This window comes from Bacillus sp. PSXD-155, from assembly GCF_049310765.1.
GTDB lineage: Bacteria > Bacillota > Bacilli > Bacillales > Bacillaceae_G > Bacillus_A > Bacillus_A cereus.
Genome location: NZ_JBMOWC010000020.1, coordinates 61,231 through 88,212, shown reverse-complemented (window position 1 = coordinate 88,212; position 26,982 = coordinate 61,231). Strand labels below are relative to the sequence as shown.

The window sequence follows — 26,982 nt, the reverse complement described above, 5'->3', positions numbered from 1 at the left end:
CCACTTTTGGAGGATTAGCTCAGCTGGGAGAGCACCTGCCTTACAAGCAGGGGGTCGGCGGTTCGATCCCGTCATCCTCCACCATATATGTTTAAATGTCGGAGGGGTAGCGAAGTGGCTAAACGCGGCGGACTGTAAATCCGCTCCTTCGGGTTCGGCAGTTCGAATCTGCCCCCCTCCACCATTTTCTTAAAAATAACCTGAAAGGGTTTATTTTTTTGAGAAGATAACCATACTAGTAAATATTAATGGGCTATAGCCAAGCGGTAAGGCAACGGACTTTGACTCCGTCATGCGCTGGTTCGAATCCAGCTAGCCCAGCCATTTACGAGCCATTAGCTCAGTTGGTAGAGCATCTGACTTTTAATCAGAGGGTCGAAGGTTCGAATCCTTCATGGCTCACCATTTTCGCGGAAGTAGTTCAGTGGTAGAATACAACCTTGCCAAGGTTGGGGTCGCGGGTTCGAATCCCGTCTTCCGCTTTATTACTAAGGGGCCTTAGCTCAGCTGGGAGAGCGCCTGCCTTGCACGCAGGAGGTCAGCGGTTCGATCCCGCTAGGCTCCATCTAAATAGAAAAAGCTTACATCATATAATGTAAGCTTTTTTGTGTTTAAAAAGACAACTTTTATATTTATCGTTTAAAATGAAGAAAACGTAAAAATAAGGGATGGGGGATAATTGTGAAAGTTGTTATTGCATCTGATTCATATAAAGAAAGCCTAAAAGCTATAGAAGTATGTGAAGCTATTGAAAGAGGTTTTAGAGCAATTTTTCCTAATGCAAAGTATGTGAAAATACCAATTGGAGATGGAGGAGAAGGGACGGTTGAATCGCTTGTTGATGCTACAGGGGGGAGAATTATATCAATTAGTGTGACAGGACCGCTTAGAGAAAGTGTGCAAGCTTTTTATGGCGTGTCTAAAGATAAAAAGACAGCGTTTATTGAAATGGCAGCAGCATCAGGATTACAGCACGTTCCAGTTGAAAAGCGAAACCCACTTATTACAACGACAAAAGGAACAGGAGAACTTATATTACATGCGCTAAATCAAGGGGCGGAGTACATAATTTTAGGACTTGGAGGAAGTGCTACAAATGATGGTGGGGCAGGCATGTTAGCAGCTTTAGGAGTAAGATTTATAAATGATAAGGGTGAAGTAATAGATCCATCTGGAGGTACGTTACATTCGATTGTTGCTATTGATTTTTCACAAATGGATCCACGCTTAAAGGGGGTAAAGATAGAAGCGGCATGTGATGTGGATAATCCATTAGTCGGAATGCAGGGAGCATCTTTCGTATTTGGGAGACAAAAGGGTGCGAATGTAGAGATGATGAAAGAGCTAGATGAGAATTTAAAACATTATGCGAATATTCTTAAAAGATATGTATCTTCTGATGTATCTGAAATACCTGGTGCAGGGGCAGCAGGAGGAATGGGAGCGGCTGTTATTTCAGTGCTAAAGGGAGACTTGCGAAAGGGCATTGAAATTGTATTGGATTATACAAATTTCGATAAACATATAGAAGATGCAGATCTCATTATAACTGGTGAAGGTAGAATAGATGAACAAACTGCATATGGGAAGGCTCCTGTTGGTGTTGCGGGGCGTGCGAAACGTTTTTCTGTGCCTGTAATTGCTATTGGAGGGTCTGTATCATCTGATTATTCAGCCGTGTACGAGAAAGGAATAGATGCGGTATTTAGTATTACAACGAGACCGATGACACTAGAAGAAGCATATAGAGTAGCAGAAGAAAATATTGAAATGACAACGAAGAATATTGCAACAGTATGGAAAATAGCGTCAGAAAAACACTTCTAAATGTAGGGGTGTTTTTTTATTATTATTTAATAATAGTGATTGTGATTGTTTCATTAAGTTAACTTTATACATAGAATAGTCTTGAAATTTGATTTTCAACGTGAATATAAGTGAATAATTTGTATATCCATACAGAAAAATGTCGAGTTGAGTCAGACTATATAAAAGATTTAAAATATTTAGTGAAGGCACAGAAGGGGGATACTATCTATGAAAAAAGAAATCTCAGTTATTGGAGTTCCAATGGATTTAGGGCAGATGCGTCGTGGCGTTGATATGGGACCGAGCGCAATCCGTTATGCAGGGGTAATTGAAAGAATTGAAGAAATTGGATATGACGTTAAAGATATGGGAGATATATGTATAGAGAGAGAAAAAGAGATAGATGAAAATACAAAATTAAGAAACCTTACACAAGTTGCAACTGTATGTAATGAATTAGCAAGTAAGGTGGATCATATTATAGAAGAAGGTCGTTTTCCACTTGTATTAGGTGGTGACCATAGTATTGCTATCGGTACATTAGCTGGTGTAGCAAAACATTATAAAAACTTAGGTGTTATTTGGTATGATGCACACGGTGATTTAAATACAGAGGAAACTTCACCATCTGGAAATATTCACGGTATGTCACTTGCAGCAAGTTTAGGTTATGGACATTCTTCACTTGTAGATTTATATGGAGCATATCCGAAGGTGAAAAAAGAGAATGTCGTAATTATCGGTGCGCGTGCATTGGATGAAGGAGAAAAAGATTTCATTCGAAATGAAGGTATTAAAGTGTTCTCAATGCATGAAATTGATCGTATGGGGATGACGGCTGTTATGGAAGAAACAATCGCATATTTATCTCATACTGATGGTGTACACTTATCATTAGATTTAGATGGTCTTGATCCTCATGATGCACCAGGTGTTGGGACGCCTGTAATTGGTGGTTTATCTTATCGTGAAAGCCACTTGGCGATGGAAATGTTAGCAGAAGCGGATATTATCACATCTGCTGAATTTGTTGAGGTAAATACGATTTTAGATGAGAGAAATAGAACGGCAACAACAGCAGTTGCTTTAATGGGTTCTTTATTCGGTGAAAAACTAAAATAAATGTAAGAAAAGCAACTGAGAAGTTGCTTTTTTTATTTGAAAATAGGCGTATAATAATGATTTATATTATACTGTAAGATAAAAATGTTTGACATCTTACCAATTTGAGCTAAAGGGGGTTGTTTGTAATTGTCGTTTGTTTCATGTATGGTATAATTAACTAGTTGTTGGAAATACATACAGATAGAGCATAAAACAATATTTCAATATATGGATAGAATTGCTCGTAAGTAGGAGGAAGGGATAGCATGCCTTTTGAAGATACGACCATTTTGAAATATCTTAGTACGGCATTAGATATTGCCATTGTATGGTTTATTATATATAAGCTGATTCTCATAATCCGAGGGACGAAAGCTGTTCAACTTTTAAAAGGGATTACAGTTATCATTGTCGTTAAGATGATTAGTATTTTCCTTGAATTGCATACGTTATCTTGGCTAACTGAACAAGTATTAACATGGGGATTTTTAGCCGTTATTATTATCTTTCAGCCAGAATTGCGAAGAGCACTTGAGCAGCTAGGGCGCGGGAGTTTATTTTCGCGTGTTGGACCGCATGAGGATGATGAACCTGAAATGGTTGCAACAGCGATAGCAAAAGCAACCGAATATATGGGGAAACGTAGAATAGGTGCATTAATTACTTTGTCAAAAGAGACCGGTATGGGTGATTATGTGGAAACGGGTATTCCGCTGAATGCAAACGTATCATCGGAATTACTTATTAATATTTTTATTCCAAATACACCTCTTCATGACGGAGCGGTAATTATGCAAGGAAGTACAATTAAAGCAGCAGCATGCTATCTTCCATTATCAGAAAGTCCGTTTATTTCTAAAGAATTAGGAACTAGACATCGTGCTGCAATGGGAGTTAGTGAAGTTACTGATAGTATTACAGTAGTTGTGTCTGAAGAAACTGGTCAAATTTCTTTAACGAAAAATGGTAAGTTGCATCGTGATTTGAAGACAGAACAGCTGAAGGATATGTTATTAGCTGAATTTAGTGGGAACGAAAAAACGACTTCTTCGTCTTTATGGAATTGGAGGAGAAAGCGTCATGGATAAGTTAATGGAGAATCATTGGTTTTTAAAAGGGATCTCATTACTATTGGCGTGTATGCTTTTTATGTCAGCGACGTTAACTGAGAAAAATACGACATCAGGTATATTACCTTTTGCAAATGATACGAAAGAAACATTAACTAATTATGAGATTAATCTTAAGTATGATGAGGAGAAATATATTGTAAGTGGTATTCCAGCAGAGGGCGTTAAGGTGAAGTTAGAAGGCCCAAAAGCATCAGTTGCTACAGCAAAAGCAAAAAAACAATTTGACATACCAATTGATTTGCGAGATAGTCCAAAAGGAACTTATGAGATTTCTTTAAAAACGAACGGGCTTCCAGACGATGTGAAAGGAACAGTTCAGCCATCAACAATTAAAGTTACTCTTCATGAAAAGGCGAGAAAATATGTTCATGTAGATTTGAAATTATCAAATGAGGATCAAATGCCAGCGGGGGCTACTCTCGAAAAATCAAGCATTAAACCGGATACTGTTGAGGTAGTTGGGACGAAAGAAGAAATTGAAAGCATTTCATCTGCCAAAGCGTATGTTGATTTAAAAGGTGTTAATAAAACTGTTACAAAAACGCCCGAAGTTACATTATACAATAAAGAAGGAAAACGTTTAAATGTAAGAACAAGTCCATCTAAAATTAGTGTAACGTTGAATGTGGCAACGCAAACTACAGCCAATAATACTGAAAAAACTGTTCCTGTAACGTATACGAAGAAGGGGAGTTTAGCAGAAGGATTGGCAGTTACAAATATCAGTGTCGAGCCGAGAGAAGTAACGATAGCTGGTCCAAAAGATATTTTGGATAATATACAATCGCTAGAGGGGGTCGAAGTAGATCTTAGTCAATTGACAGAGTCTACAACATTCGATGCCTCTGTTTTATTACCCAAGGGTGTAACCAGTGCAAAACCGAATCAAGTGAAGGTTTCAGTGGGAGTGCAAAAAACAAAACAAACGAAAACAAAAACGATTGATGGCATCCCAATCCAAAAAAATGGACTTTCTAAAGATGTTACGGCTCAGCTAATTTCGCCGCAAGATGGAAAGATAAGTGTTGATATTTCAGGAGAAGCAAGTATAGTAGATAAAATAACAGCTGCCCAAATAACAGCGGTAATTAATTTGCAAAATGTATCTTCAGGGACGAAAGATATTTCTATTCAAGTGAGTGGTCCTGGTAATATTTCAATAGAGCCAAAACAAAAAAGTGCTAAAGTTACTATTGTAAAGAAAGAAAAACCAGATAAAGAAGTACAGGGTAACGGTCAACAACCGGATTCAAACACCAATCAAGAAAATCAAAATGAGAAGCCAAAAAATCCTGAATCCAATCAAGAAAAAGAAACGGAACAGGAAAATAATCAAAATCAAGATAAAGATAAAGATAAAGAAAATAGTCAAGAACCAACGGTAGATAACCATAATCAAAAAGAGCAAGAAAAAGGAGCGAATCATAATGGGTAAATATTTTGGTACAGATGGAGTACGTGGAGTTGCAAATAAGGAGTTAACACCTGAATTAGCTTTCAAAATTGGGCGTTTTGGTGGTTATGTATTAACAAAAGATACAGATCGTCCAAAAGTAATTATCGGTCGTGATACACGTGTATCTGGCCATATGTTAGAAGGAGCTTTAGTAGCAGGTCTATTATCAACTGGAGCAGAAGTAATGCGCCTTGGCGTTATTTCTACACCGGGTGTTGCTTATTTAACAAAAGCACTAGATGCACAAGCAGGTGTTATGATTTCTGCATCTCATAATCCAGTACAAGATAACGGTATTAAATTCTTTGGTTCAGACGGCTTTAAATTAACAGATGAGCAAGAAGCTGAGATTGAAGCTTTATTAGACAAAGAAGTTGATGAACTACCACGTCCGACAGGTACTAATCTGGGACAAGTGAGCGATTACTTTGAAGGTGGACAAAAATATTTACAGTACATTAAACAAACTGTTGAAGAAGATTTCTCTGGCCTACATATCGCTTTAGATTGTGCACATGGTGCAACTTCTTCTCTAGCTCCATACTTATTTGCAGACCTAGAAGCTGATATTTCAACAATGGGAACTTCTCCAAACGGTATGAATATTAACGAGGGTGTAGGATCTACACATCCAGAAGGCTTAGCTGAATTGGTAAAAGAAAAAGGTGCGGATATCGGACTTGCTTTTGATGGCGATGGCGATCGTTTAATTGCTGTAGACGAAAAAGGAAACATCGTTGACGGTGATCAAATTATGTTTATTTGTGCGAAGTACATGAAAGAAACTGGTCAATTAAAACATAATACAGTTGTTTCAACTGTTATGAGTAACTTAGGTTTCTACAAAGCACTTGAAGCAAACAATATTACAAGTGATAAAACAGCAGTTGGTGACCGCTATGTAATGGAAGAGATGAAACGCGGTGGTTACAACTTAGGTGGAGAACAATCAGGCCATATTATCTTACTTGATTACATTACAACTGGTGACGGAATGTTAAGTGCACTTCAACTTGTAAACATCATGAAAATGACGAAAAAACCATTATCTGAGCTTGCAGGAGAAATGACGAAATTCCCACAATTGCTAGTAAACGTTCGTGTAACAGATAAAAAATTAGCATTAGAAAATGAAAAAATTAAAGAAATTATTCGTGTTGTAGAGGAAGAAATGAACGGTGATGGCCGTATTCTTGTTCGTCCATCTGGAACAGAGCCACTTATTCGTGTAATGGCAGAAGCACCAACACAAGAAGTTTGTGATGCATATGTACATCGCATTGTAGAAGTTGTGAAAGCCGAAGTTGGCGCTGAGTAATTAGCTGAATTTATATGAAAAAGGAGCACAAAAAGTGCTCCTTTTTCATATGTTTTATAGACGATGAAAAAAATTTCATTGACGGTTTATCCATGTTTGTTATAAGATGGTCTTGTTCTTTTTCTCAAAGGAAATATTGTAAATTATAAAAGCGCCAGAACTACAAATAGTGTAGTTGACGAGGTGGGGTTTATCGAGATTTCGGCGGATGACTCCCGGTTGTTCATCACAACCGCAAACTTTTACTTAAATCATTAAGGTGACTTAGTGGACAAAGGTGAAAGTGTGATGAGAGAAGAGGAACGGATGAAAACTAGCTGTATAAGTATATACGGACTTAAACCCAATCGAGAGGAAGGTGAAAGCCGTTACAAGCTTACAGGGCTAGCAATATGTAATCCGTTTTTTTAGTATAAATAAAAATGGTATCGGACTATGTCGTTACATGTTCGCAGAGCAGTGTAAGCATTTGTAACGGCGACTAAACATGTGTGGAATCGTAGGATTTATTGGAGAGCAAGATGCAAAGGAAATTTTATTAAAAGGTTTAGAAAAGCTAGAATATCGTGGATATGATTCAGCAGGTATTGCAGTACAAGCAGAGAACGGTGTTGTTGTATACAAAGAAAAAGGCCGTATCGCAAAACTTCGTGAAATCGTAGATGAGAACGTAGCAGCAAGCGTAGGTATCGGACACACACGCTGGGCTACACACGGTGTTCCAAGTAAAGTAAACGCGCATCCGCATCAAAGTACATCAAAACGCTTTACACTAGTTCATAACGGTGTAATTGAAAACTATGAATTAGTGAAAAAGGAATATTTACAAGATGTAACGTTCGTAAGTGAAACAGATACAGAGATTATCGTACAGCTTATGGAACAACAAGTGAGCACAGGATTAAGTGTAGAAGAAGCGTTCCGTAATACGCTATCTCTTTTACATGGCTCTTATGCAATCGGATTACTTGATGCTGAAAATCCAAACATGATTTATGTTGCTAAAAACAAAAGCCCGCTATTAGTAGGTGTTGGTGACAACTTTAATGTTGTGGCGAGCGACGCTATGGCGATGTTACAAGTTACAGATCAATTTATTGAGTTAATGGATAAAGAAATCGTAATCGTAACGAAAGAAAGTATTACAATTAAAAATTTACAAGGTGAAACGATTGAACGTGCACCGTTTACAGCGGAATTAGATGCAAGTGATATTGAAAAAGGAACATACCCTCATTTCATGCTTAAAGAAATCGATGAGCAACCACTTGTAATCCGTAATATAATTCAAAAGTATCAAGATGAAAATGGCGAGATTGAATTAAATCAAGACATTCGCAATGCGATTTTAGATAGCGATCGTATTTACATCATTGCATGTGGAACGAGCTATCATGCAGGTCTTGTTGGAAAACAATTTATCGAGAAGTTTGCAAAAATGCCAGTTGAAGTGCATGTAGCAAGTGAATTCTCTTATAACATGCCATTATTAACAGAAAGACCATTCTTCATTTACATTTCACAAAGTGGTGAAACAGCTGATAGCCGTGCAGTACTTGTACAAACGAATGAAATGGGTCATAAAGCATTAACGATTACAAACGTACCTGGTTCTACGCTTTCTCGTGAAGCTGATTATACACTTCCGTTATACGCTGGACCAGAAATTGCAGTTGCATCAACGAAAGCTTACACAGCACAGCTTGCAGTACTTTCAATTTTAGCAGCTGATATTGCTAAAGCAAAAGGTGAAGTTCTTGATTTCGATTTAACACACGAACTAGGACTTGTAGCAAATGCAATGATAGAACTTTGTGATCAAAAAGAAGAAATGGACGCATTAGCAAAACAATTTTTAGCGACAACGCGTAACTGTTTCTTCATCGGACGTAGCGTAGACTTCTACGTAGGATTAGAAGGTGCGTTAAAACTAAAAGAAATCTCTTACATCCAAGCAGAAGGATTCGCTGGAGGAGAGTTAAAACACGGTACAATCGCTTTAATCGAAAATGGTACACCAGTTATCGCACTTGCTACACAAGAGCACGTAAACCTTGGAATTCGCGGCAACGTGAAAGAGGTAGTAGCACGCGGAGCTAACCCATGTATCATCTCAATGAAAGGCTTAGAAATGGAAGGAGACAGCTTCGTATTACCAGCTGTACACGAAGCACTAGCACCGCTAGTAGCAGTTATTCCATTACAACTTATCTCATACTACGCAGCACTTCACCGCGAGTGTGACGTTGATAAGCCACGTAACTTAGCTAAGTCTGTTACTGTTGAGTAGGAGATTGGTAGGTTAATAAATATAGTTGTAGCTTTAAAATAAATTTACAAATTTGTACCCCTTTAGATATTTTATCTAAAGGGGTGTTTTTGTGTCGAAAAATAACATCTAGAATTGGTAAGTGGATAGAACCCTATAGATTAAAGTTTTACTTTATCGAATCCACTTTTATTTATCTGAATTTTCCGTTATTATTTTAAGTATTCATGAACAATTTCTTTTATTACGACAAAATGAGACGAGAGATTTATGGACATTTCAGGGGGAATATTGATGAAAACGATTAAAAAAACATATCTAAGTATAGAAGAGATTATTTCATTACCAACCTTATCAAGTACAAACATAAGTGATGATGGTAAGAACGTAGCATTTGTAAAGAAGACGGCTGATTGGAAAGACAATACATATAGGAATCATGTATGGATATATGAAAAAGATAAGAAGCAGAGTTACCCATTATCAAATGGGGATATAGATAGTACACACCCATTATGGTCTCCAGATGCTAAGTGTATCGCATATCTTAGTCCAGTTGGTGATGGGAAAAATCAGATATTTGTTAAGTCGCTAGATGGTTATAGCGAGGTTCAAATTACTGATGAGAAGGAAGGAATTAGTACATTCAAATGGGATCCTGCTGGTAAAGGTTTTTATTATGTTGCACAGTCAAAAGAATGTGAGGAAATAAAGAAACGTAAGGAATTATATGGAGATTTCCATCATGTAAGTAAGGAACACCAGAATAATTGTTTATATTACATTAAAATAGAAAAGGTGATACAAAGTGATACAGATGAACACGAGAACAGAGTTGTTTATCGATTAACTGATGGTAAGGATTTTCATATCCATGAATTTGATATTTCAAATGATGGTAAAAAGGTTGTATTTATGGCGACACCAAGCTCAAATATGGCAGATTATATAAATGGAGATCTATACATACTCCATATTAAAGCTGGAGAGCTACAAAAGCTGAATGTGGATAAATTGTTGGGAGGGAGTGTTTGCTTTTCTCCTGACGGCAGCAAAATTTGTTACTCAGCAAGCATAAGAGAGAGGGATTACTATAGAAACTATATACAAGATAGTACGTTAGAGATATATGATATTCATAATGGAGAGCTAATTCAACCTTTAACAGATTTCGATAGTACGGTTATGCCATTACAGTGGACAGCTAAAGGGATTTTAATTAGATGGCAGAATAAAACGAATTATCTTATTGGGTTGCTAGCTGAAGATGGAACTGTGGAAATATTAAGCGAAAAAGTAGATGGCTTTATAATGGATGCTTCTATAACAAAGGATGGAAAACATATATCCTATAATAAGGCTAGAACAAATGAAACTTTTGAAATCTATTTAGACGATAAAAAAATAACGGATGAAAATAGATTTTTTAAAGGAAAACTTAAAAGTAACAGGGAAATCATCTCATGGAAAAGTAGTGATGGTCTTGAAATAGAAGGGGTTATATCAACCCCAGTAGAGTTTGATATAAATAAAAAATATCCTTTATTAGTAGTAATTCACGGTGGTCCGGCTTGGGCATCCTTCCTGATATTTTCATACTGTTTTAATGAGAAATATCCTATTGAACAGTTTATCGAAAAAGGCTTTATAGTTTTAGAACCAAACTATAGAGGAAGTTCAGGTTATGGTAATGAATTTTTAAAAGAAAATTATAGAAAACAAGGAATTGCTGACTACGATGATATTATATCTGGAGTGGATAAACTAGTTGATCAAGGGATTGTAGATAAAGATAAAGTAGGAGTTATGGGGTGGAGTAACGGAGGATATATATCCGCTTTCTGTTCTACGTTTAGTAGTAGATTTAAGGCGATTTCAGTGGGCGGTGGAATTACTAACTGGAGTAACCATTATGTAAATACAGATATATCTTACTTTATTAGAATGTATTTAGGAAATACTCCATGGAATGATCCAGAGATATATATGAAGACATCACCTATGACGTATATTAAATCAGCTTGTACGCCTACCTTAATTCAGCATGGAGAAAAGGATGCAAGAATTCCAATTACAAATGCATATGATCTATATCAAGGATTAATGGATATGGAAGTGGATACAGAATTAATTATATTTAAAGGAATGGCATATAGTCCTAATCAGCCGGGAATGAATGTAGCTATTATGAAGCAGAATTTGATGTGGTTTTCACACTATATTCTTGGAGAAAGTATGGAGGGTTTTAGAACTTTATAATGGATGTTTGTACAAGACATAAGGTTGAAACGGTCTTCATCTTGAGATGATTTATTATAAAATATATACTTAAACTACTATCCGTACACACATCAGGGAGGACTAATATGACAGGAAATAAAAATGACTTACTAGTAGAAAAACGTCAAGAGTTATTGAAAGTATTGCAAGCTCGTTTTGAGAAAAATATGAACCGCCATGAAGGTCTTGAATGGGCTAAGGTTGAAGCTAAGATAGAAGCTAATGCTGAAAAATTGTGGTCACTTAACGAAATGGAAGTAACTGGCGGTGAGCCGGATGTTGTCGGTTATGATGAAGAAAAGGACGAATATACTTTCTATGATTGTTCAAAGGAGAGTCCTAAAGGCCGCAGAAGTCTTTGTTATGATCTTGAAGCGTTAGAATCAAGAAAAAAACATAAACCAGAAAATAACGTTATTGATGTTGCAAATGCTATGGGCATTGAACTATTAACGGAAGAACAATATCGGGAATTGCAACAACTTGGCGATTTTGACATAAAATCATCAAGTTGGGTACAAACACCTTCAGATATTCGAGAACTCGGTGGTGCTCTATTTTGTGATTATCGCTTCGGACATGTTTTCGTGTACCACAATGGAGCAGACTCTTACTATGCTGCCAGAGGTTTTCGTGGCTCGTTAAAAGTTTAAATTAGGATAAATAAGAAAAAGAGCCTATACTCAGGCTCTTTTTCTTATTTATATTTTAAAAGTAAACTGTTACTACGCAGTTTTACTTAATTTATATGTTCCGTGGTTATTTTTACGGAAAAGTTTAGGGAAAACATAGCCATCTAATCCAATACGTCCAGCGTTATGACCTGCAACTAAAATGAACATAGTCAAAATAAGTAGGTTTGGGTTTACACTAACAGTTCCGCTTAACAAAAATGAAAGATTCATTATGATTCCAAAAAATGCAGCTGTTTTTGTTAATCCGCCTAAAATTAAACCTAGACCTACTAAAATTTCTCCCCATTGAACTAAAAAGCTAAATAGGTCTGCGTTTGGAAGAACAAAGTGTTGAAGGAAATCTGCCCACCAACTTTGTACTGCAGGGTGGTCACCTGATGATTGAGCAATAGCACCCTTTAGAAAACCACTTGCGTCAAAAGATTGTCCGAAGACTTTGCCTATCCCAGCAGCGAGCCATGTATACCCTATGTAAAGCCGTAAAAGTAATAATATGAAAGTAGCACGTTTATCAGTTCTTAAAAAATTGATAATCATTGAAATCCCTCCAATATTGTATTTACAAGTTTATTATATATCCATTGTGAAAAGATTCACAATGGATAAAGTGTGAACAAAAATGGTGTTTTTATAAAATGAAAAAGGCATATAACAATCATATGTTATATGCCTTTCTATTATATGTTTAGTAATCTATTTAGGTAATGTAAATTTAACTTTTTTACCTTGTGAAATATCTTTAGCTTCTTTATTTCTCATAGGTCCTAACTCAATCTCAAAGCTTTTGTCTTTCCAAATCTTTTCATACTGCTCTTGATCTAAAATATATACTTGTAGTAACTCTCCAGATGTTCCAGTTTTAACTGCAGCGTTATAGTCGTAATTTAGTAGCATACCTTCATTAATCGTATATTGTGTACCATCATTCACTCTCAATGTAGAGCTTATAGGAGACAGTGAAACGTCTTGAGCATCTTTGTTATCAAGCTTGAATTTTACTGTTAACAGAACAAGACCGTTTTTAAAATTTGCAAAGCGTGGAGCTTCGACAGAATTTGGTGTGAATTGAGTGAATTGGTATCCGTCTAATGTAACATTAACAGCGCCTAATTCTTGGCTGTTATTAATACTTGATTTCTCTTTTAACATTTTTTTATCGCCCATGTTATTAGCTGTAGCTTTATCTTGGTAGAAAGTATTATCTGTTGCAACTTTTTCAGCACCCTGTTTGTTTAAACTTAATGAAAAGCTTCCAGGATTTCCGATTGGAGCATCAAATTTTCCTTTATTAGCTTGTGCAGTTGGGACTGTGACTGAGACTGTTGAGAGACTTGAAATTTTCGCTAGATCATCTTTTCCGAATGGATAAGCGATATAACCAGAAATAGTTTCTCCTGCTTTTACTAAGTAATCATTCGTTGGAGCAAGTTTAGTTGGGAGCTGATCTTCTTTTGGAATTAAATCTTTATAGTTACTATATGCTTTCTGAGCGCCAGTAAATGACATGTCCAATGCTGGCATATAATAAATATCTTTAGCTGAACTATTTTTTACGCTGTAGTTCACAAGAATAACTCCGCCTTCTGTTTGACGATTAAACGGAATATCGAAGTTTGTATGGAATCCATTTAATTCAACTAATGTGTAACTATTCATTGAAACTGAAACATCTTCAGCTTTATAGACTTGTGGTTCTTTATTTTCAAAAAGAACTTTTGTTTTACCACCTGTTTCTTTTTCCATATAGGAAATCAGCTTAGAGTAGTCGCTTGATCCAGTAGCTGTATTTTCAGGCTTTTTATCTTCAGTTTTTTTATCTTCAGATTTTTTTTCAGTAGGTTTACTTTCTTTCGTTGTATCTGTTTTTTCCGTTTTGCTTTCTTTTGTTGCATTCTCTTTTTGTTCTTTATTTGTCGTATCGCTTTGACCACAGCCGGTTATTACAAAAGCTGCTACGATTACTGCAGAAAATAAAGAAAGTAATTTTTTTGACATGTTTCTTCCCCCTATTTGTTTAAAACTAAATTCTCACATTAGCCCCACATTTTATTATAAGAAGGTTAGTCAATATTTACCAGTATTTTTCTGATTATTTCCATTATTTATTATATTATAATATAATAAATTCAATAGAAGTTTGGAATGGAATATTGGTTTTTATTTTTTTATCATTTGAAATAGTACATCATATTGGTATGATAGAAACAGAGATATATGGAAAGGAGACAAGGACTCGATATGTGGATGAACTTGTAATGATTAGAAATTGGATAGATGAATTTTTCTCTCATAAGTGAGGGTTTATTTAGCTATTTGTAAATCATGCAAGGACTGCATAGTTGGCTTGTACATCCCTTTTGTAAGGACAGAGGTCTAGGTGGGGAAATTTATATCTCTTATATAAAGTATGCGTCCTTTAAACTTGGAGGAGTATATGATGAACCAATTAAAAAATAAAGTAGCAGTTGTTACAGGCGTAAGTCGTCTAGACGGTATAGGAGCAGCGATTTGTAAAGAATTAGCTGCGGCAGGATACGATATATTTTTTACGTATTGGACGGATTATGATAAAGAGATGCCTTGGGGCGTTGATAAAAATGAACAAATACAATTAAAAGAAGAGCTATTACAAAAAGGTGTTAGAGTATTGAGCATGGAGTTAGATTTAACTCGGAATGATGCACCGAAAGAGCTTTTAAATAAAGTTACTGAACAATTAGGGTACCCTCATATATTAATTAATAATGCAGCATATTCTACGAATAATGATTTCTCTACGTTGACTGCTGAAGAATTAGATAAGCATTATATGGTGAATATTCGTGCGACTACATTGCTCAGTAGTCAATTTGCCCGAGGATTTGATAAGAAATCTGGTGGTAGAATTGTTAATATTACTTCGGGGCAATTTCAAGGTCCTATGGCAGGAGAACTAGCTTATGCGACAACGAAGGGAGCTATTGATGCTCTTACTAGTACGTTGTCAGCAGAGGTAGCTCATTTAGGAATAACAGTGAATGCAATTAATCCAGGACCAACCGATACAGGATGGATGAATGAAGAGATAAAACAAGGGTTAAAGCTGATGTTTCCTTTTGGCAGAATTGGTGAGCCAAAGGATGTAGCTAGACTCATTAAATTTTTAGTAAGTGAAGAAGCTGAGTGGATTACGGGGCAAGTTATTCATTCAGAAGGTGGATTTAAAAGATAAAAAGAAGGCATCTCACTCCAGTGAGATGCCTTCTTTTTTAATCTTTCTTCAGTCTTCTTGCAACACTATTCCCTAAAGACTGTAATCCTTGAACGAGGATAATTAGAATAAAGACGGTTGCATACATTACTTCAGGTTCATAGCGTAAATGTCCGAAGCGATATGCTAAGTCCCCTAGCCCGCCAGCACCTACAAGACCAGCCATTGCTGTTGCGCCGATTAAGCCAATCGTTGCAATTGTTAATCCCAGTACAAGGGAGGGACGAGCTTCTTTCACCATAACGTGCCAAATGATTTTTATAGTAGAAACACCCATCGCTTGGTAGGCTTCAATGACACCGCGATCTACTTCTAGTAAAGCTGTCTCCATTAAACGTGCGATATAAGGAGCTGTGAAGACGACAAGAGGTACGATAACACCTTGTACGCCAATGGATGTTCCCATTAGAAACTTTGTAAAAGGTAAGATGAAGAATAATAGAATGATAAATGGAAGAGAGCGAATGATATTAATAATTGTATTAAGAATAGGATAGATGATTTTATTTTCACGCTGCCCACCAGGTCTCGTTAAAACAAGTGTGACGCCAAGTGGCAGTGCAATAAGGATTGAGATGAGTAATGAAATAGATGTCATTTGAAAGGTTTGAATTGTGGCTTCCCATATGACTTTACCCCATTCATCCAAAAAGGACTTGTTTCCCATAATCTGTTCTACCTCCTTCTACAATGATTCCTTGCTCTTGTAAAAATGATAAAGCACGGTGGATTTCATTTTGTTCTCCTTGCATATGAACGACTAGTTTCCCATATGCTTCATGTTTTAACTGCGTAATATTACCGGATAAAATATTCGGATACACTTGGAAACGTTTTGTGGCAACAGCTAAGGCAGGTTCACCTGAAGTAGTACCAATAAATGAAAGTGTTACAATTTCTCCAGTATTCTGTAGTTCTTTCTGTACCTCTTCTGGAATTTTAGCTGCAAAGGCGCTATTTACAAATTTCTTCGTTGTTACATGTTGTGGGTTTGTGAAAATATCTTTCACAGTCCCGCTTTCGACTACAGATCCATGTTCCATAACGGCAACGCGGTCGCATATACGTTGGATAACGTTCATTTCGTGTGTAATGAGTAAAATCGTAATTCCAATTTCTTTGTTAATCTTTAATAACAAATCAAGAATAGAATCAGTTGTTTCTGGATCTAAAGCGCTCGTTGCTTCGTCACTTAATAACACTTCAGGCTCATGTGATAGTGCACGTGCAATTGCAACGCGCTGTTTTTGACCGCCAGAAAGTTCACTTGGATAAGCATCTTTTCGATTGAAAAGATCGACAATGCGTAAATATTTTTCTACCCTTTTTTTAATTTCCACTTTTGGAATACCAGCAAGGCGTAAAGGTAATGCAATGTTTTCATAGATGCTAACAGTTTTAAGTAAATTGAATCCTTGAAAGATCATTCCGATTTTTTGTCTCGCTTTTGCTAGTTCTTTTGTCGATAACGTTGTTAAGTCTTGTTCGTTTACAATGATATTTCCTGTCGTTGGTTTTTCTAATAAATTTACACATCGAATCAATGTACTTTTACCAGCGCCACTATACCCAATGATTCCAAATACCTCGCCTTTTTCTACTTTAAGGGAAGTAGACTTAAGAGCCTCAACATACCCTTTTTTTGTTGTAAATACTTTGGATATGTTTTTTAATTCAATCATTATCGTCAGCTCCTACCAAGATGGTAAAACTGAACCATCAAATTTTTTCTCGATAAACTCTTTTACTTCTTTAGATTGATAAGCTTTCTTTAATTTATTTACAACGGCATCATCTTTATTTTCAGTACGAACAACAACCCAGTTCACATATGGTGAATCTTTTCCTTCGCGGAAAATAGAATCTTTCGCCGGACTTAATTTTGCACCTAATGCAAAGTTTGTGTTAATTGCAGCTGCTTTCACTTCACTTAGTTGCGTTGGTAATTGAGATGCCTCTAATTCGACAATCTTTAATTTTTTTGGATTTTCAATTACATCTTTTGCAGTCGCTTTTTCTGTAGCCTTTGGATCAACTTTTAAAACCCCTGCTTTTTCAAATAATTTTAAAGCTCGAAGTTCATTCGTTGGGTCATTTGGTACAGCAATTGCATCGCCGTCTTTTAAGTCTTTTACATCTTTTATATCTTTAGAATATACGCCCATAGGGAATGTTACTGTTGAAAATACTTCAGCTAATTTCATATTGCGTTCAGCTTTAAATACATCTAAATACGATTTTGTTTGGTAGCTATTTACATCAAGGCTTTTTTCATCTAAAGATACGTTTGGCGCTACATAATCATTAAATACTTTTATATCAATTTCGAGGCCATCTTTTGCGGCAACTTCTTTTACCTTTTCAAAAATTTGTTCATGCGGCCCACCTGTTACACCGACAGTAATCTTTTTCTCGTCTAATGCTTTTACCTCTTTATCTGAACTCGCGCTACATGCGCCTAATAATAATACTGCTCCGCTTACAATGCTTAATAATACCTTTTTCATCTATAAATCCCCCTTCATATACGTTCCAAAATAAAAAGCACCTCCCAAAAATAAGAGAGGTGCCGAATAGACGAAATAGATTCCTCTCTTATCTTCCAAAACGAAAACTCGTTTTGCAGGAATTAGCACCTTAGCTTATACGTCATAAGCTCGGTTGCCGGGCATCATCGGGCCAGTCCCTCCGCCACTCTTGATAAGAGTATGTGTATGTAGTTTTGAATATGGTACTAATAGTAAATCGTACAAAAAGAATTGTCAATGATATTTTCAGAATATATTTTATTTTAAGGTAATCGAAATATTTCCTTTCTTATGGCCCATTTCTACATACGTATGGGCTTCTACAACTTCTTCTAATCGGTAAGTTCTATCAATGACAGGTTTTAGCTTTTCTGTTTCAGCTAGTTGTTTTAGTAGGTTCATATCTTCTTTACTGACCTTTGCCATCATTCCGTTCACAGATACATATTTTCCATTAGGCATTAATGCATCTGTACAAAGAGACTTATTATATTTTCCAACTGCGTCAAATATAATATCGTAGTGATCGCCCCGCTTAGTAAAATCTTCTTTCATATAATCAATTACGTTGTCTGCACCTAAAGCTGTTACTAAATCGAAATTCGAACTACTACAAATGGCTGTGACAGTCGCCCCGAAGTATTTAGCAAGTTGTACGGCAGCTGTCCCTACTGACCCAGAGGCGCCGTATATAAGTACTTGTTGCCCTTTTTTTATCTGTCCTTTTCTAAGGAAGTGCAATGCTGAAGTTCCGCCAAAAGGAATAACGGCAGCTTCTTCATAGGTCACATTGGTAGGTTTTAATGCTATTAATCCACTTTCATGCACGCATGTGTATTCGGCATAACCACCAAGATTTAGTTCTGTTAATGCAAAAACTGGATCACCTTTTTTAAATTGTGTTACATCTGATCCAATGTCTTCGATTTCACCGGACAACTCTACGCCAAGTATAGGTTTTCTCGGTTTTCTGAAACCTAATATGATCCGCATAGGAATCCAAAATAAGAGGGGGCTATTAAAGCCACGTATTCTACAATCTCCAGTCGATACACTTGTTGCGTGAATTTTAACTAATACTTCATTTTCTTTAGGTTTAGGCTTTTCTACATTTTGAAGCTGGAGAACATTAGGTGGTCCATACTTTGTGCAAATAATCGCTTTCATAATGACCTCCTGAAATGAGTTGTTATTATTTACATCATATTTAAACTTTTTCTCAAACATGTTGTTATATAGGAAATAAATTTAAAGATAAATATTACGAATTATATAGATTTAATAGGAAAAGAGATGATATTATTTTGGGGAAGGAGGGGACGTTATGAAAAAACTTATTTTAATTTCAAGTTTAGTACTTGCAGTCGGTCTAGGAGTAGGGTGTAGTAATGAGAAAACAAAAAAGACTGATGAACCGAAAAAAGAAGCTGTGCAGAAAGAAAAGGAATTAACAGCGAAGGATGTTTTCAATAAAGCGAATGAAGCTTTTAAAAACGAAGAAAATGTAACGATGACATATGATGTGGGAATAAAGGCTGAAGGAACAGAGATGAATGTAATAAAGGCCAAAATGCAACTAGAGCCGAAGAAAAAAAATTCTCGTTCTGAAATGAATGTTTCTGGTACAGAGGTTGTTGTTTATGATGTGGGTGGCAAAATTGCTGGTCAGTTGAAAAATCCTAATACGGGTGAAGTTATGTCTGTACCAGAGGAACAATTAAATGCTAACGGAATGAACGCGACTCAAGGAATGGTAGATAATTTAGAGATTCCATCGGAAATTTTAAATAAAGTGAAGATGGAGAAAAGTGGAGATAATTATAAGCTGAAGTTTGCATTAAAAGGGCAAGAGACAGAGAGTATGCTAGCTAGTATGGATGAAAAGCAGAAAAAAATGCTACAAGGCCAAAATGCAAAGATAGAAGAAATAGATGGGGAATATATTATTACAAAAAATTTTAAATATGAATCAGCAAAGATAGATATGGTTATGAGTAGCAATGGTGAGGATAAAGCGCACATTATTACGGATGCGAAGTTTACATCGTATGATAAATTTGATCCAATACAATTGCCAGCAGCAAAGTAATCACTGTCAAGAGAGGTACCTGAAAGAACGGGTATCTCTTTTTGTTGCTAATAAGGAGAGTGTCCTTTGAAAAAAAGAAAGATAGTAGTGGTCATTGTCGCATATACGGTTTTGCTTGCAACGTCTGTACATACGTATAAAAAACAAATTGATCATCCTATTATGAGTGATGTAGGTAAATTGCTTCCGACAAAAATAAAACGTGTTGAAAGTGCTACGGAAGAGCACTCGTTAATAAAATTAGTGCGAGATGCAAAAGTTTCAGGAGAGAAAATTTCCATTGCAGGCATGCAACATAGCCAAGGAGGACAGACATATTATCCGAATGGCACGATGCTTGATATGAAAGGATATAATAAAATATTAGAATTCGATCCAGAGAAGAAGCGTATTACAGTTCAAAGTGGTGTCACGTGGAATGATATTCAGAAGAAAATAAATCCATATGGCCTTGCGGTACAGGTCATGCAGTCTCAAAATATTTTTACTGTTGGTGGTTCATTAAGTGTAAATGTACATGGGCGTGATATTCGTCATGAGGCACTAATTGATACAGTAGAGTCATTCAGATTGTTAATGGCAGATGGCACGGTACGTAATGTAAGTAGAGAAGAAAATGCAGAGTTATTTCCATATGTCATTGGTGGTTACGGTTTATTTGGAGTTATTTTAGATGTGACGCTGAAGTTAACAGAAGATGAATTATATGAAATGCACACGAGAATGATAGATTATAAAGAATACGCATCTTATTTCAAAGAGAAAGTGAAAAGAGATGAGAATGTTCGTATGCACTTAGCGCGTATTTCTGTTGCTCCAAATTCATTTTTAAAAGAGATGTATGTGACGGATTATACTTTGGCACAAAATCAAAATATGAGAGAAGAGTACAGTGAATTAAAGGAAGAAAATATTATAGCTGCACCTAAATTTTTACTTGGGTTATCACGTTATAGTGATTGGGGAAAGAATACATTTTGGGATATACAAAGAGGTTATTTTGAACGTACAGATGGAAAGTATGAGACGCGTAATAATGTTATGAGATCAGATAGTGCTTTTATGGAATATGAAAATCAAAATAGGACCGAAGTGTTACAAGAATACTTTGTGCCTATAGATGCTTTCACGAAGTATATAGATGATTTACGTAACGCATTAAATGAAGAAGAGTTTAATTTACTCAACATTACGATTCGTTACGTGGAAAAGAATGAAAATGCAGTTTTGTCCTATGCGAAAGATGATATGTTTGCGCTGGTTCTTTTGATTAACCAGGGACGCTCAGAGAGTGAGATAAAGAAAACAGAGGATGTCATTCGGAAGATGATTGATGTTACTTTAAAGCATAACGGTAGTTACTATTTGCCGTACTATTCTTATCCAACGAAAGAGCAGTTAAAAAGGGCATATCCTCATATTGAAGAATTTCTCAAGAAAAAGAAGGAAGTAGATTCAGAAGAGAGATTTGTTAATTTATTTTATAGGGAGTATACGAAATGACATATAGAAGATTTGTGGCTTCGCAAAGTATTATCATGATGGCAGGAAGTATGGTATTTCCTTTTTATATATTATTACTTCGAAACGTTGGAAATAGCTTCTCGCAATTTGGCTGGGCGTATGGCTTATTTGCTTTAACATCAGCACTTGTATATCCACTAGTGGGAAAGGTATCTGATCAAGTAGGTGATAAAAAATTATTAATCATATACGCTTGGTCCATGGCAATCTTAATGCTTTGCTTTCCGATTGCCACGGAAGTATGGCATGTGTATATTCTTCAAATTGTAATGGGAGTTTTAGGTGCTGTGCAGCGTAATACTGAGAAGACTTCATTAGCACGAAAGGTTGCGCAGGAAAAGGCTGGTTATGAGATTGGAAAATACCATGTGTGGACATCCATTGGCGGAGCAGTAGCGGTTATTGCCACGGGATATTTAGTAGATTTCTTTACGATTGGTACAATTTTTTATATTGCATCTATTCTATATGTAGTGAGCGGGATTGTATTAAGTAGTAAAAAAATATAACTATTCCTATTTTCACCTTAATACCCTTTATTTGTTATACTAAAAGGGAATACAAAAGAAAAGGGGACAGTGCCTTTGATGAAATTTGTAGTTTTAGCTATTCTTACTTTGTTTTTGATTCCATGGACAAGAAGTAGTAGTAAGCTTCGAGCAGTGGATAAGAAGGGAGATAAGAAGGTTGTAAAGGGTAAGAAATCATCTATTTTAGTTATTCCTGTTTTATTTTGGATAGGTATTGCAATCTATGAATACTTTTGGCTAATTGATGATCGAGTAGACTCGATTCTTACTCATTATTCTGTTGCAGTAGCAATTTTAATTGGGCTTGTTTTATTTTCACAAGATCAAATAGGGAAATTAGAAGGTACATTAAAAGGACTTCTAATGTTTATTTTACTCGCAAGTTACGGCTACTTTGGATATTTGCACGATATAGTAATCTCGCAAAAGAAATATGATTCTGTTGTTAAGATAGAGAAAGATATTTCAGAGCCATTTACTGAAAATGACCAGCCGTTTACAGTGCCGCCAAAGACAGCGGAGAATAAGATGAAAAAAGTATTTGGTGATATTCCGAAAGTAGCTTATTTTGAGCTAGGAGAATTAACGCCACAAATGGTAAACGGCGAAGCTTTATATGTAGCGCCGATTGAAGTTTCAGGATTTTTTAAAGCGCGTAAAGCTGAGATAATTCCAGGGTATGTAACGATGTCAGGTACGAATCCTGATGCGGAAGCGAAACTGCACCTCGGTTATAAAATGAAATATGTGCCAAGCATGTTTTTTGGTAATAATTTAGAGCGTGTGGTAAGGCAAGCAGAACCAAATTTAATCTTTAAAGGAAAACCTAAATTTGAGGTTGATGATAAAGGAAAACCATATTATACAATGACGTATGGTGAATTTATTTCAGGAAGATCTGGATTTGAGGTAGAAGGTGTTGTCGTAGTAGATGCACAAACAGGAGAAGTGAAAAGATATGATAAAGGAAAGGCACCTAAATTTGTTGATGGTGTATTAAATCATGAGACTGCATCTACGTTAAATACGTACTTTGGCAAATATATTCACGGATTTTGGAATACGAAATTCTCACAAACAGATATGAAAATTCCGACTGAGTGGGGAACGAAAGAAGGCGTGACCCCGATCTTTGGTAAAGATGGAACACTGTATTATTTTACAGACTTTACTTCTCCAAAAGAAGGAGTAGATTCAGCCCTAGGCTATTCATTAGTAGATGCACGCACAGGCAAGCTATATTACTATAATGGAAAAGAAGTGAAGGGGATTATGGATGGTTCAGCAGCTACAGAAGTAGTGGATAATTCCTTTAAGAGAGAGAAATGGCATGGGACAATGCCTGTCATTTATAACGTATACGGAAAACCAGCTTGGATTATTCCGGTTGTTGATGACGGAGGCCTAGTACGTGCACATACAGTTGTATATGCTGCTAATGCAAAAATATTTGCGACAGGTTCGACGCAGAAAGAAGCGCTTGAGAATTATAAAAACGTAATGAGCGGTAATGGTGATACCTTTAGACCAACCTCAACAGGAAAAGAAGCGCAAAAAGAAGGTATTGTACAACGTGTATATAAAGAGAAATCAGGTGAAAATACAATCGTGTACGTACTTTTAGAGAATGAACAAAAGGTATTTATGATACCAGTGAAGAAATTCCCGTATGCTATGTTTACAGAAGTGGGAGATCCAATTCAAATTACATATTTAGATACGGGAGAGACGATGGCCTCGGTATCTAAATTTACGAATAGTAATGTGAAAAAGTAAAGCGATAGAATCTCTATCGCTTTTTTTTTACGTTATGAAAGAGGAAAATGCGCTGTACTTGACGTATGTTTATGATGTAACTATAATTGTTACGATTCAGTGTGTATAGGAAAGGGTGAATGGAAAAAGTGAATGAAGTTAATCACGAAATATATAAACCTGTAAAGATGAACAGGTTATGGATGATTCTTGTATTAGGAACACTTACGGCGATTGGACCATTATCTATTGATATGTATTTGCCTTCGTTACCAAAGTTAACGGATGATTTACAAACAGGTGCATCCCTAGCGCAGCTTACATTGACAGCTTGTTTACTTGGGTTATCAGTAGGACAATTATTTGTCGGTTCAATTAGTGACATTTATGGAAGGCGCAAACCTCTTATTATTGCTCTTATTATTTATGTTGCTTCTTCTTTACTTTGTGCTATTGCGCCATCTATTTGGACTTTAGTGTTATTGCGCTTCTTACAAGGAGCTTCAGGATCAGCGGGGATTGTTATATCACGTGCAATGGTACGTGATATGTACTCAGGTTCTGAAATGACGAAGTTTTTCTCACTGCTTATGTTAGTAAACGGAGCAGCACCTATTTTGGCACCGATTATTGGGGGGCAATTATTACAGTTTACAACGTGGCGCGGTGTTTTCATCGTTCTTGGAGCAATTAGCGTATTCATGTTAATCTCAGCTACTTTTGTATTGCGTGAAACATTACCTCCTGAAGAAAGAGAAACGGGTGGTTTGTCAGGGACTTTGGCGACGTACGGAAAATTGTTAAAGGACCGTCTGTTTATGGGATATGCATTGTCACAAGGATTAGTAACAGCGGCGATGTTTGCATACATTTCGGGCTCACCATTTGTGTTGCAGAACATATACGGAGCATCACCACAGCAATTTAGTTTGTTCTTTGCAATTAACGGTATTGGTATTATTATTGCCAGTCAGGTTACTGGTCGCTTAGCGGGTAAAGTTAGTGAGAAGAAATTATTTGTCTCTGGCATTATTATTGCAGCTGTTGGTGGTCTATCTTTACTACTGACAATCTTACTAGGAATAGGTTTAATTGGTGTTTTATGCTCGTTATTCCTTGTTGTATCAAGTGTCGGTGTTGTATCAACAACTGGATTCTCGTTAGCGATGAGAAATCAGAAGCAAGCTGCAGGAACAGCGTCAGCATTATTAGGTTTATTACAGTTCATTTCAGGAGCACTTGTTGCTCCGCTAGTAGGTATTGGTGGAAGTAATACAGCATTACCGATGGGTGTTGTTATTGCGCTTTGTGAAATTGGTGCTGTATTATGTTATCTATTTATGGCTAGAAGAAGTGAGAAGCAGTTTGAAATGCAGCAAAAACAAAACCTAGAGGCTTAACAAAAAAGAACTGATTCAAAGGAAATATTTGAATCAGTTCTTTTTTTCATTTCTTTGAAATACCCCATACATATTATTCATGATCGTATCATATAAAACAGCAAGTTTATCCCACACCCAGCGATTACTATCGACTTCTTTTTCTCCGCAGTCGATAATATCAGTATGATCGGTAATTTTATACGCTTTTTTAACGATAATAGGAGCAATCTTCGGTATACGTGGGATTTCTTTTAAGATATCTGCAAAGTTTCCAATGTAGACATGACCGATGATTTCGATTGTTAATGATTTATCCGATATATTTAGCACAGTATGAAATTGATTTGTATGTTGTTGTTTTAAATATTGGGCTAACTTAAATGGAGCATGCTTCTTTTTTAATACACGGCGAAGGCTCTCTGTATTTTCAATATGAAGTGATTTTTCGCGAATAAGGACACGAATATCTTCTTCCATAAAACGCATTGTGTTGTACATAGATGATTCTCCTTAAAAACTTACATATGCTTGCTTTATGCATATGTAAGTCTAGCATGGTTTGTTCTTTATGTGTGCTTACATTTTTGTAAGGTGATGTAGTAAAGCGTTGCAAAACTTAATTGCATAAAGTGACGATACTGTGACAAAAATGTTGGTATGTATATTAAGGTATCGTCTTAAGTGTAAAAAGTAGGATGTTCTCGGTATAATAACAAGTGGAGATAAAAGAAACTATAATGAGTAGTAGCTGTAGATAAAAGGAGAAGAAGAGATGAAGAAGGTTTTGGGTATTGCTGTAATGGGAAGTATGATCCTTCTAGCAGGATGTAATGGAAATAAAGATACGAAAGAACCGAAAGAAAAGGTAGAGCAATCTACTGAACAAACAGAAGAGATGAAAGAATACCGTGCAGTACATGAAAAATACGATATGAAAATGAATAAAGAAATTAATAACGCACTGCAGCTATTTGAAGTGGCAAAGGAAAAGGGCGGTAAGGAAATAACGAAGGCTACATATAAAGAAGATGTGAAAAAGGTAACAACGAGCATGTTAGAAGATATTGATAATATACGTAAAGAAATTCATGTTCCGAAGTCGAAAGAGCAAGAACATGAGGTATATGTTGGTTTCTTAAATGAATCGGAACAAGCGATGAAAAAATTACAGAAGTTAGCTAAAGAAGAAGATTCATCGTTGATTCGTGATATAGAAATTAATTTCGCAACAGCATCGACATACTATAAACGTTTTCAAGCAGAAACGAAAAAATAACCTTGCCTGTGCAAGGTTATTTTTTCTTCTTGCCATCTCCGTCTTCATCCTCAGATACTAATATTTTCTGTTCTTCGTGAAATTCGGAAATAGTTTGCCCGGTAATATTATCGAAAGGAGTATAAAAAGAAGTAATACGTTTCTTTTTAATAAAGAGTTTATAGGAGCCGATGATGAAAAGTATAACGATTGTTAAGGGTAATCCTATAGTAGCAAGAAGTAAGGGGTCCATCTTATAACTCCTTTAACATCATTTCTTTTTATTATAAGCCGAAAACTGTAATTTCGATAAATGAATTAAAAACTGATTTTTCTAAATTTATCCAATTTGATTGACTTTTCAATTTTTCAGAATTATAATTCGAAATATACAATTTGAACCAAATAATAATATAGCAATTTACTTATCCAGAGAGGTAGAGGGACTGGCCCTATGACACCTCAGCAGCGGGTTCTGTAATAGGAACACCGTGCTAATTCCAGCAAGCAAGTCTTGAAAGATAAGTGATGGGCCTTTGTTTGTTAAGCCTTGATCTTATTTTTTAAGATCAAGGCTTTTTGTATTCTAAAAAGAGAAAAGGGAG

General features: G+C 36.1%; 23 protein-coding genes, 6 tRNA genes, 1 pseudogene and 2 riboswitches. Of the genes and pseudogenes, 22 read left to right on the top strand and 8 right to left on the bottom strand.

Annotation, left to right across the window (positions count from 1 at the left end; genetic code table 11):
• Positions 1-8 precede the first annotated feature (8 nt).
• The 15 genes and pseudogenes from ACO6VI_RS21205 (at position 9) to ACO6VI_RS21135 (ending at position 12,022) form a co-directional block, all read left to right on the top strand.
• Positions 9-84 (top strand) — tRNA-Val (locus ACO6VI_RS21205).
• Between the two features lie 16 nt (positions 85-100).
• Positions 101-184, top strand: a tRNA-Tyr gene (locus ACO6VI_RS21200).
• Positions 185-249: 65 nt separating this feature from the next.
• Positions 250-324, top strand: a tRNA-Gln gene (locus ACO6VI_RS21195).
• Positions 325-329: 5 nt separating this feature from the next.
• A tRNA-Lys gene (locus tag ACO6VI_RS21190) sits at positions 330-405 on the top strand.
• Positions 406-410: 5 nt separating this feature from the next.
• A tRNA-Gly gene (locus ACO6VI_RS21185) sits at positions 411-482 on the top strand.
• 10 nt (positions 483-492) lie between these two features.
• Positions 493-565 (top strand) — tRNA-Ala (locus tag ACO6VI_RS21180).
• Between the two features lie 116 nt (positions 566-681).
• Entirely contained in the window at positions 682-1,827 is a 1,146-nt protein-coding gene (locus ACO6VI_RS21175) for a glycerate kinase (protein ID WP_063546195.1), read from the top strand.
• A 210-nt stretch (positions 1,828-2,037) separates the two neighbouring features.
• Positions 2,038-2,931 carry an arginase gene (gene rocF / locus ACO6VI_RS21170; protein ID WP_000711563.1) on the top strand — a complete coding sequence of 298 codons (894 nt, stop codon included), beginning with the start codon at positions 2,038-2,040 and terminating at the stop codon, positions 2,929-2,931.
• Between the two features lie 248 nt (positions 2,932-3,179).
• On the top strand, positions 3,180-4,001 hold the full coding sequence (cdaA, locus tag ACO6VI_RS21165) for a diadenylate cyclase CdaA (RefSeq protein WP_001115694.1): 822 nt from the start codon (positions 3,180-3,182) through the stop codon (positions 3,999-4,001).
• The gene (locus ACO6VI_RS21160) at positions 3,994-5,481 is read left to right on the top strand and encodes a CdaR family protein (protein ID WP_063546197.1); all 1,488 of its coding nucleotides are present in this window, start codon (positions 3,994-3,996) and stop codon (positions 5,479-5,481) included. Before cdaA ends, ACO6VI_RS21160 begins: the two co-directional genes overlap by 8 nt.
• Positions 5,474-6,820, top strand: coding sequence for a phosphoglucosamine mutase (gene glmM / locus ACO6VI_RS21155; protein WP_000521476.1), 1,347 nt, complete (start codon positions 5,474-5,476; stop codon positions 6,818-6,820). The genes ACO6VI_RS21160 and glmM overlap by 8 nt, the downstream gene beginning before the upstream one ends.
• 288 nt (positions 6,821-7,108) lie before the next feature.
• A pseudogene (locus ACO6VI_RS21150) lies at positions 7,109-7,295 on the top strand (hypothetical protein).
• A gap of 12 nt (positions 7,296-7,307) precedes the next feature.
• On the top strand, positions 7,308-9,110 hold the full coding sequence (gene glmS, locus ACO6VI_RS21145; protein WP_000334155.1) for a glutamine--fructose-6-phosphate transaminase (isomerizing): 1,803 nt from the start codon (positions 7,308-7,310) through the stop codon (positions 9,108-9,110).
• Between the two features lie 273 nt (positions 9,111-9,383).
• Positions 9,384-11,348: a prolyl oligopeptidase family serine peptidase gene (locus ACO6VI_RS21140; RefSeq protein WP_422424003.1), complete on the top strand. Its 1,965-nt coding sequence runs from the start codon at positions 9,384-9,386 to the stop codon at positions 11,346-11,348.
• A gap of 107 nt (positions 11,349-11,455) precedes the next feature.
• Positions 11,456-12,022, top strand: a complete 567-nt coding sequence (locus ACO6VI_RS21135) for a DUF4256 domain-containing protein (protein ID WP_000147402.1) — start codon at positions 11,456-11,458, stop codon at positions 12,020-12,022.
• 72 nt (positions 12,023-12,094) lie between these two features.
• Here the strand turns inward: ACO6VI_RS21135 and ACO6VI_RS21130 are convergent, their stop codons facing one another.
• Together ACO6VI_RS21130 and ACO6VI_RS21125 are read right to left on the bottom strand one after the other, a co-directional pair.
• Positions 12,095-12,601 carry a DoxX family membrane protein gene (locus ACO6VI_RS21130; RefSeq protein WP_000586151.1) on the bottom strand — a complete coding sequence of 169 codons (507 nt, stop codon included), beginning with the start codon at positions 12,599-12,601 and terminating at the stop codon, positions 12,095-12,097.
• A gap of 156 nt (positions 12,602-12,757) precedes the next feature.
• Complete coding sequence (locus ACO6VI_RS21125) at positions 12,758-14,059, bottom strand: DUF5068 domain-containing protein (RefSeq protein ID WP_000038603.1); 1,302 nt, start codon at positions 14,057-14,059, stop codon at positions 12,758-12,760.
• 439 nt (positions 14,060-14,498) lie between these two features.
• Between ACO6VI_RS21125 and ACO6VI_RS21120 the strand changes: the two genes are divergently transcribed.
• The gene (locus ACO6VI_RS21120; RefSeq protein WP_142321539.1) at positions 14,499-15,275 is read left to right on the top strand and encodes an SDR family oxidoreductase; all 777 of its coding nucleotides are present in this window, start codon (positions 14,499-14,501) and stop codon (positions 15,273-15,275) included.
• A gap of 37 nt (positions 15,276-15,312) precedes the next feature.
• Here the strand turns inward: ACO6VI_RS21120 and ACO6VI_RS21115 are convergent, their stop codons facing one another.
• From ACO6VI_RS21115 to ACO6VI_RS21100, 4 genes are all read right to left on the bottom strand, one after another.
• Positions 15,313-15,981 carry a methionine ABC transporter permease gene (locus ACO6VI_RS21115; protein ID WP_000527152.1) on the bottom strand — a complete coding sequence of 223 codons (669 nt, stop codon included), beginning with the start codon at positions 15,979-15,981 and terminating at the stop codon, positions 15,313-15,315.
• Positions 15,956-16,996, bottom strand: coding sequence for a methionine ABC transporter ATP-binding protein (locus ACO6VI_RS21110; RefSeq protein WP_063546201.1), 1,041 nt, complete (start codon positions 16,994-16,996; stop codon positions 15,956-15,958). Before ACO6VI_RS21110 ends, ACO6VI_RS21115 begins: the two co-directional genes overlap by 26 nt.
• Positions 16,997-17,008: 12 nt before the next feature.
• A complete protein-coding gene (locus ACO6VI_RS21105) occupies positions 17,009-17,821 on the bottom strand; it encodes a MetQ/NlpA family ABC transporter substrate-binding protein (protein WP_000756981.1) in 813 nt (270 codons plus the stop codon).
• An 85-nt stretch (positions 17,822-17,906) separates the two neighbouring features.
• Positions 17,907-18,021: riboswitch (SAM riboswitch) on the bottom strand.
• Positions 18,022-18,100: 79 nt separating this feature from the next.
• On the bottom strand, positions 18,101-19,009 hold the full coding sequence (locus tag ACO6VI_RS21100; protein ID WP_422423998.1) for an NAD(P)-dependent alcohol dehydrogenase: 909 nt from the start codon (positions 19,007-19,009) through the stop codon (positions 18,101-18,103).
• A gap of 157 nt (positions 19,010-19,166) precedes the next feature.
• Between ACO6VI_RS21100 and ACO6VI_RS21095 the strand changes: the two genes are divergently transcribed.
• From ACO6VI_RS21095 to ACO6VI_RS21075, 5 genes are all read left to right on the top strand, one after another.
• Positions 19,167-19,931 carry a hypothetical protein gene (locus ACO6VI_RS21095; RefSeq protein ID WP_422423996.1) on the top strand — a complete coding sequence of 255 codons (765 nt, stop codon included), beginning with the start codon at positions 19,167-19,169 and terminating at the stop codon, positions 19,929-19,931.
• 66 nt (positions 19,932-19,997) lie between these two features.
• The gene (locus ACO6VI_RS21090; RefSeq protein ID WP_063546203.1) at positions 19,998-21,434 is read left to right on the top strand and encodes an FAD-binding oxidoreductase; all 1,437 of its coding nucleotides are present in this window, start codon (positions 19,998-20,000) and stop codon (positions 21,432-21,434) included.
• Entirely contained in the window at positions 21,431-21,964 is a 534-nt protein-coding gene (locus ACO6VI_RS21085; RefSeq protein WP_000222367.1) for an MFS transporter, read from the top strand. The genes ACO6VI_RS21090 and ACO6VI_RS21085 overlap by 4 nt, the downstream gene beginning before the upstream one ends.
• Before the next feature lie 78 nt (positions 21,965-22,042).
• Positions 22,043-23,761: a DUF3981 domain-containing protein gene (locus ACO6VI_RS21080; RefSeq protein WP_063546205.1), complete on the top strand. Its 1,719-nt coding sequence runs from the start codon at positions 22,043-22,045 to the stop codon at positions 23,759-23,761.
• 119 nt (positions 23,762-23,880) lie between these two features.
• Positions 23,881-25,140, top strand: a complete 1,260-nt coding sequence (locus tag ACO6VI_RS21075; protein WP_141435916.1) for a multidrug effflux MFS transporter — start codon at positions 23,881-23,883, stop codon at positions 25,138-25,140.
• Between the two features lie 33 nt (positions 25,141-25,173).
• Here ACO6VI_RS21075 and ACO6VI_RS21070 read toward each other — a convergent pair whose 3' ends face one another.
• Positions 25,174-25,620 carry a hypothetical protein gene (locus tag ACO6VI_RS21070; protein WP_063546207.1) on the bottom strand — a complete coding sequence of 149 codons (447 nt, stop codon included), beginning with the start codon at positions 25,618-25,620 and terminating at the stop codon, positions 25,174-25,176.
• A 274-nt stretch (positions 25,621-25,894) separates the two neighbouring features.
• On the opposite strand from ACO6VI_RS21070, the gene ACO6VI_RS21065 reads away from it, so the two are divergent.
• Positions 25,895-26,398, top strand: a complete 504-nt coding sequence (locus ACO6VI_RS21065; RefSeq protein WP_063546209.1) for a hypothetical protein — start codon at positions 25,895-25,897, stop codon at positions 26,396-26,398.
• Between the two features lie 16 nt (positions 26,399-26,414).
• On the opposite strand, the gene ACO6VI_RS21060 is transcribed toward ACO6VI_RS21065, so the two are convergent.
• Positions 26,415-26,630 (bottom strand): DUF3951 domain-containing protein, encoded by a 216-nt coding sequence (locus tag ACO6VI_RS21060; protein WP_048655823.1) that lies wholly within the window; start codon positions 26,628-26,630, stop codon positions 26,415-26,417.
• A 169-nt stretch (positions 26,631-26,799) separates the two neighbouring features.
• Positions 26,800-26,905: riboswitch (SAM riboswitch) on the top strand.
• Positions 26,906-26,982: the final 77 nt, after the last annotated feature.

What these genes read in the sequence shown, in the direction of transcription:
- ACO6VI_RS21095 (WP_422423996.1), top strand. Translation starts at nt 19,167, where the DNA reads ATGAAAAAACTTATTTTAATTTCAAGTTTAGTACTTGCAGTCGGTCTA.
- glmS (WP_000334155.1), top strand. Translation starts at nt 7,308, where the DNA reads ATGTGTGGAATCGTAGGATTTATTGGAGAGCAAGATGCAAAGGAAATT.
- ACO6VI_RS21135 (WP_000147402.1), top strand. Translation starts at nt 11,456, where the DNA reads ATGACAGGAAATAAAAATGACTTACTAGTAGAAAAACGTCAAGAGTTA.
- ACO6VI_RS21085 (WP_000222367.1), top strand. Translation starts at nt 21,431, where the DNA reads ATGACATATAGAAGATTTGTGGCTTCGCAAAGTATTATCATGATGGCA.
- ACO6VI_RS21125 (WP_000038603.1), bottom strand. Translation starts at nt 14,059, where the DNA reads ATGTCAAAAAAATTACTTTCTTTATTTTCTGCAGTAATCGTAGCAGCT.
- ACO6VI_RS21130 (WP_000586151.1), bottom strand. Translation starts at nt 12,601, where the DNA reads ATGATTATCAATTTTTTAAGAACTGATAAACGTGCTACTTTCATATTA.
- ACO6VI_RS21065 (WP_063546209.1), top strand. Translation starts at nt 25,895, where the DNA reads ATGAAGAAGGTTTTGGGTATTGCTGTAATGGGAAGTATGATCCTTCTA.
- ACO6VI_RS21075 (WP_141435916.1), top strand. Translation starts at nt 23,881, where the DNA reads ATGGAAAAAGTGAATGAAGTTAATCACGAAATATATAAACCTGTAAAG.
- glmM (WP_000521476.1), top strand. Translation starts at nt 5,474, where the DNA reads ATGGGTAAATATTTTGGTACAGATGGAGTACGTGGAGTTGCAAATAAG.
- ACO6VI_RS21070 (WP_063546207.1), bottom strand. Translation starts at nt 25,620, where the DNA reads ATGTACAACACAATGCGTTTTATGGAAGAAGATATTCGTGTCCTTATT.
- ACO6VI_RS21100 (WP_422423998.1), bottom strand. Translation starts at nt 19,009, where the DNA reads ATGAAAGCGATTATTTGCACAAAGTATGGACCACCTAATGTTCTCCAG.
- cdaA (WP_001115694.1), top strand. Translation starts at nt 3,180, where the DNA reads ATGCCTTTTGAAGATACGACCATTTTGAAATATCTTAGTACGGCATTA.
- ACO6VI_RS21140 (WP_422424003.1), top strand. Translation starts at nt 9,384, where the DNA reads ATGAAAACGATTAAAAAAACATATCTAAGTATAGAAGAGATTATTTCA.
- ACO6VI_RS21115 (WP_000527152.1), bottom strand. Translation starts at nt 15,981, where the DNA reads ATGGGAAACAAGTCCTTTTTGGATGAATGGGGTAAAGTCATATGGGAA.
- ACO6VI_RS21110 (WP_063546201.1), bottom strand. Translation starts at nt 16,996, where the DNA reads ATGATTGAATTAAAAAACATATCCAAAGTATTTACAACAAAAAAAGGG.
- ACO6VI_RS21060 (WP_048655823.1), bottom strand. Translation starts at nt 26,630, where the DNA reads ATGGACCCCTTACTTCTTGCTACTATAGGATTACCCTTAACAATCGTT.
- rocF (WP_000711563.1), top strand. Translation starts at nt 2,038, where the DNA reads ATGAAAAAAGAAATCTCAGTTATTGGAGTTCCAATGGATTTAGGGCAG.
- ACO6VI_RS21160 (WP_063546197.1), top strand. Translation starts at nt 3,994, where the DNA reads ATGGATAAGTTAATGGAGAATCATTGGTTTTTAAAAGGGATCTCATTA.
- ACO6VI_RS21120 (WP_142321539.1), top strand. Translation starts at nt 14,499, where the DNA reads ATGATGAACCAATTAAAAAATAAAGTAGCAGTTGTTACAGGCGTAAGT.
- ACO6VI_RS21080 (WP_063546205.1), top strand. Translation starts at nt 22,043, where the DNA reads ATGAAATTTGTAGTTTTAGCTATTCTTACTTTGTTTTTGATTCCATGG.
- ACO6VI_RS21105 (WP_000756981.1), bottom strand. Translation starts at nt 17,821, where the DNA reads ATGAAAAAGGTATTATTAAGCATTGTAAGCGGAGCAGTATTATTATTA.